Raw genomic sequence first — 4,947 nt, 5'->3', positions numbered from 1 at the left:
GGAATAACTATACAATTATCAAAAACACCAACAATTAAATATATAAAACAACCTACTTCCCAAGCTTGGATAGAACAAGCAATTGCCAATTTAGACATTATATTATTAGACCATTCCCACTGTGAAAGAAAGGCAGCAGGAGTAGCTTTAAATTTAATGTTTCGCTATCCTTCTAATGCTAAAATGATCAAAATGTTAACAGCTATTGCCCGTGAAGAACTAGAACATTTTGAACAAGTAAACCAGTGGTTAGAACGTCGTAATATTCCATTAGCTCCCCTAAATTCTCCTCCTTATGGAGCAGCTTTAAATAGTCAAGTTCGGCGGAATGAACCAGAAAGAATGTTAGATTTATTATTAGTTTACTGTTTAATTGAAGCTCGTAGTCACGAACGTTTGGGTTTACTTGCTGATTATTGTCCTGAACCAGAATTAGCAAAATTTTATCGTAGTTTAATGGCATCTGAAGCCAGGCATTATGGAGTATATTGGATTTTAGCTACAACTTATTGTGAACAAATGATTGTTGAGAAAAGATTAGAAGAATTAGCAATATTTGAAAGTGAGATACTGAGTAATTTACATCCAGAACCTCGGATTCATAGTTAATTAATAATAATTAATCAGCATTCAGCGATTAGCAATTAGCATTCAGAAGTCTAAATTAATCAGTAAAAATAGTTTAAACTAGGAAGATTTTAATTCTGACTTATAACTTATAACTCCTAACTCCTAATATTTAGTCGTAATATAGCCATAGTAATTATAGTGGTTTTCACAAAGGTAGACTACAAAACTTCTGCCCTCTGCCTTCTGCCTTTAACCAAAAATCTCTGTATTCTATGTTAATGAAAAGAGGTATAAATATATAGCAAGATGAAATGATTTNGTTTTCACAAAGGTAGACTACAAAACTTCTGCCCTCTGCCTTCTGCCTTTAACCAAAAATCTCTGTATTCTATGTTAATGAAAAGAGGTATAAATATATAGCAAGATGAAATGATTTGTGAAAAAAAAACCGTAGGGGTTTGGTTTCCAAACCAAGACGCAAATGGTATTTGGAGACCAAACTCCTACAATCAAATATTACAATTTAGAATTGCTAAGTAATAACTAATAACTATAGCAATCAGTTGTGAGTTGTGAGAATTTGTAATATTTTATCTAACGGGGTTTGGTTGAAAAAAACCATCTTAGCTAGGGTTTGGAGACCAAACCCCTACAGTTTTTTATCACATCTTATTCCTAATTGCTATGATAACTAATAACTAATAACTAATAACTGATAACTGATAACTGATAACTGATAACTGATAACTGATAACTGATAACTGATAACTGTATTTCCTATTCCCTAAAAATGAAAAAATATTATCGTGAATTTTTAATTAGAAATTGGCAACAAAATGACCGTAAAATAGCAGCAAATATTATTGGTTATGTTCTCGCTGAATATAATCTCAAATGGGAACCTGAAGGAGCAGATCGAGATGTCTTAGAAGTAGAAAAATTCTATCAAAATATAGGAGGAGAATTTTGGGTAATAGAACGACAAGAAAAAATAGTAGGAACTGCTGCATATTATCCAATTGAACGAGGTAATAAAGCAGTCGAAATTAGAAAAATGTACCTATTACCAGAAATTAGAGGTCAAGGTTTAGGAAAATTCTTATTAAAAGAATTAGAAAAAAGAATTGCTGAATCTCAATTTCAAGAAATTTGGATAGAAACAGCAACAGTCTTACAAGAAGCTGTTAAATTATATGAAAGTAATGGTTATCAATTAACAACTGGCGTCGAAACAAAACGTTGCGATCGCATTTATAAAAAAGTTTTGTGTCCTATAGTAGTAGACTAAAACAACTCACTGTGGTATAATAAAATTTTTATTCTCTATTTCCTATTAGAAATCTCCAATAATAAAAAATACAATCAATTATCCGAGTTCCTACTCCCTACTCCCTATTCCCTATTCCCTATTCCCTATTCCCTAGATTATGTATTTACGTTATCTAATACCCTTTTTTGACCCGAAAGTCCAAACATGGGCAATAGAAGCTAGATTATTACGATGGTTAACATTTCTCTGGTTATCTATAGGTCTAGTAGTATTATTTTCAGCTTCTTATGCGAGTGCTGCAACAGAATCTGGAGATGGCCTCTACTTCTTTAAACGCCAGTTAATATGGGTTTTAATAGGGATGGTAGGATTCAATGTAGTTGTTTATACCCCCTTGTATCGAATATTACAAAGTGCCAAAGTAGGTTTAATTCTGATACTTACTCTATTATTGATAACCTTAATACCAGGAGTAGGAACCACTATTAATGGAGCAACTCGCTGGATATCTTTAGGCCCAGTCATTATTCAACCCTCTGAACTAATGAAACCTTTCCTGGTACTACAAGCAGCTTATTTGTTTAGTAAATGGAATCGCGTGAGTTGGTTAGTTAGAATAACTTGGTTATCCATTTTTTCTTTGGTACTAGGATCTATTCTCCTACAACCTAACTTGAGTACCACAGCTTTATGTGGTATGATTCTATGGTTCATTGCCTTTGCTGCTGGACTACCTTACTTTTATCTTGGAGGTATCGCTTTAGCTGGATTTCTTTTAGCCACCATTAGTGTCAGTATTAATGATTATCAAAGGAGGCGGATTCTTTCTTTCACGAATCCTTGGTCAGATGCAATGGGTGATGGTTATCAGTTGGTTCAAAGTTTATTAGCAGTTGCTTCAGGAGATATTTGGGGACGTGGTTTTGGACTATCTCAACAAAAGTTACATTTTCTTCCTATTCCCTATAGCGACTTTATATTTTCTGTTTATGCTGAGGAGTTGGGTTTTGTAGGGGCCTTAGTATTATTTCTCTTATTAGCTATGTACAGTATTCTTGCTTTGAAAGTTGCCTTTAGAGCTAGACTCATGGAACATCAACTTGTAGCAATTGGAGTGATGATAGCCTTAGTAGGACAGTCTTTACTTAATATAGGTGTTGCTACTGGGGCACTACCAACTACAGGTTTACCATTACCACTATTTAGTTATGGTGGTAGTTCAATGATTGGTAGTTTGCTTTTAGCTGGATTATTAGTTCGCGTTGCTAGAGAAGAAAATCAGGCAGAAGTTTTAATCTTAAAAGAACGTCGTTTACGACGGCGACGCTATGTGCAATAAATTTATTCCATTTTTTGTATTAGCTAGAAATAGCAAATTAAGTTTTGTGATTAGTATTTCTGTCAAATCCAAACAAATCTGATGAGTTGGCAAAATTCTCATTTCTCAAGATTAGATGGCGATATTTATCTATACTCAGCCACCCCTGCTGTTTTAATTTTCCTAATAGTCTAGTCACAGTTACTCGTGTTGTACCAATTGCAGCAGCAATATCTTGATGGGTCAAGCGAATATTTAACCTAGTACCATCACCCATACATTGACCAAATTCTTGCTTTAACAAAAATAATAGCTGATGTAGGCGGTCTTCTACCCGTCGTTGTCCAGCGATCGCTAATAAAGCCTCTGTTTGCCGAAACCTTCTTCCTAACTGAGGCAACAACTCTTGGGTTAGTTTTGGAGAAGCCTCTATTTCGATCATTGTGTAGCACATTAAACAAACATCTGACAAAGCAGTTGCCCGATAAGTTTGCAAGTAAGAAAAACAACTGCCAAAGCACATAGAAGGCCCTGCCCAACCCAAAAGACCTTCTTCACCTACTGGATAAACGGTACTGAGTCGCACTAAACCCTGACAAATTTGCCAAATACCTTGGGACATTAAAGGTATTGTTTCTCCTTTTTGATAAAAGTGTAGATGACGTTCAGAGTCTACATGATGCTGATTAGTCTCTATAATTGCTCTTGAAGTTGGAGCCATGTTTAAATATTTTTACTTAACACAATACTGGTTTCTGATACACAGCATTGAGTTTATCTCAGTAAAGTAAAAATTAGGTAATTAAAAGATTACTAATAGGTTAAGCTTTTTGAAGTCAGAAGTCAAAAGTCAGAAGTCAAGAATTGAGGATTGAGAATTGAGAATTGAGAATTACCTCTCCTTAAAAAGAAGAGGATTGACGAACAGGAAAATTTTTATTTCTTATCCCCTTAAAAGGGGAGGCTTTAAACCAAAATATTTCGGTCAAATTTTTCAATTACATGACCTCACGTTACAACCAAAACGTTGTAGGGACGTTCCATGGAAGGTCCCTACTGTGGTCTACCTAAATGAAAGTGGCTGTATAGATAAAAAGAGGTATTATGCTCTAGGGGTTTAATTATCGCGGCGACGCTTGGTAAAATAACCAATACCAGCAACTGCTATTATCCCTAAAATATTAACAGGTTCAGGAGTCTTGACAGATAACTTTTCTACAGCAACATTATCAATCAGTAAAGCTGAGGTCTTATCAGTTCCATCTAAATCATAAACTGCTATGCCCACCGTGTAATTGCCAGCAGCAAGATCTTTTGAGAATGTGCCTTGAGATTTTTTAGCAAATTCACCTGGTGTCAGGGGACCAGGGAAATCACCTTCACTTTGGGCAAAAGTCTCAATCACCGTATCTGTCCCGTCATATATAGTTACAATCGCGCGATCTGAAGGAACGTCAGGAAAAGAAGGAGCCCCAGGCAAAGGAGGAAGCTCAGACGCAGGATTTCTATCTCCATCGTTGGTAAGAAACTTCCAATCAAAACTCAGAGTAGAATCATCATCTAAAGAAACGGCTTGTTTGATTGCTGACCCTTCTTTAGAATCTAGTACTGATAGGAACGGAGACATTCCAGGAGGAAGCGGAGGAGCTCCAGGTAAAGGAGGAGGAGTAGGCACAGATATTTGTAAGTCATTATCTGCTAACCGTTTTACTAAACTTACCCAAACTTACCCAAGAGGGTTTTGGAGTTAGCTTCCTGCTTCACAGAAGACCACTGACCGCAGTCTGCA

General features: G+C 35.7%; 5 protein-coding genes. 3 read left to right on the top strand and 2 right to left on the bottom strand.

Going from position 1 to position 4,947, the window contains the following annotated elements:
• The first annotated feature begins 9 nt into the window (after positions 1–9).
• The 3 genes from AFK68_RS10710 (at position 10) to AFK68_RS10700 (ending at position 3,179) form a co-directional block, all read left to right on the top strand.
• The gene (locus AFK68_RS10710) at positions 10–609 is read left to right on the top strand and encodes a tRNA-(ms[2]io[6]A)-hydroxylase (RefSeq protein ID WP_094672692.1); all 600 of its coding nucleotides are present in this window, start codon (positions 10–12) and stop codon (positions 607–609) included.
• Positions 610–1,360: 751 nt separating this feature from the next.
• A complete protein-coding gene (locus tag AFK68_RS10705; RefSeq protein ID WP_094672691.1) occupies positions 1,361–1,858 on the top strand; it encodes a GNAT family N-acetyltransferase in 498 nt (165 codons plus the stop codon).
• Positions 1,859–1,997: 139 nt separating this feature from the next.
• On the top strand, positions 1,998–3,179 hold the full coding sequence (locus tag AFK68_RS10700) for an FtsW/RodA/SpoVE family cell cycle protein (RefSeq protein WP_094672690.1): 1,182 nt from the start codon (positions 1,998–2,000) through the stop codon (positions 3,177–3,179).
• Positions 3,180–3,216: 37 nt separating this feature from the next.
• Here AFK68_RS10700 and AFK68_RS10695 read toward each other — a convergent pair whose 3' ends face one another.
• Both AFK68_RS10695 and AFK68_RS10685 read right to left on the bottom strand, forming a co-directional pair.
• Positions 3,217–3,879, bottom strand: coding sequence for a Crp/Fnr family transcriptional regulator (locus AFK68_RS10695; protein ID WP_094672689.1), 663 nt, complete (start codon positions 3,877–3,879; stop codon positions 3,217–3,219).
• Between the two features lie 396 nt (positions 3,880–4,275).
• Entirely contained in the window at positions 4,276–4,833 is a 558-nt protein-coding gene (locus AFK68_RS10685; protein WP_094672687.1) for a hypothetical protein, read from the bottom strand.
• Positions 4,834–4,947: the final 114 nt, after the last annotated feature.

Origin of the sequence: Hydrocoleum sp. CS-953, from assembly GCF_002260545.1 — a bacterium.
Classification (GTDB): Bacteria; Cyanobacteriota; Cyanobacteriia; order Cyanobacteriales; family Microcoleaceae; genus Trichodesmium.
This window is presented reverse-complemented; position numbering and strand designations above follow the sequence as displayed.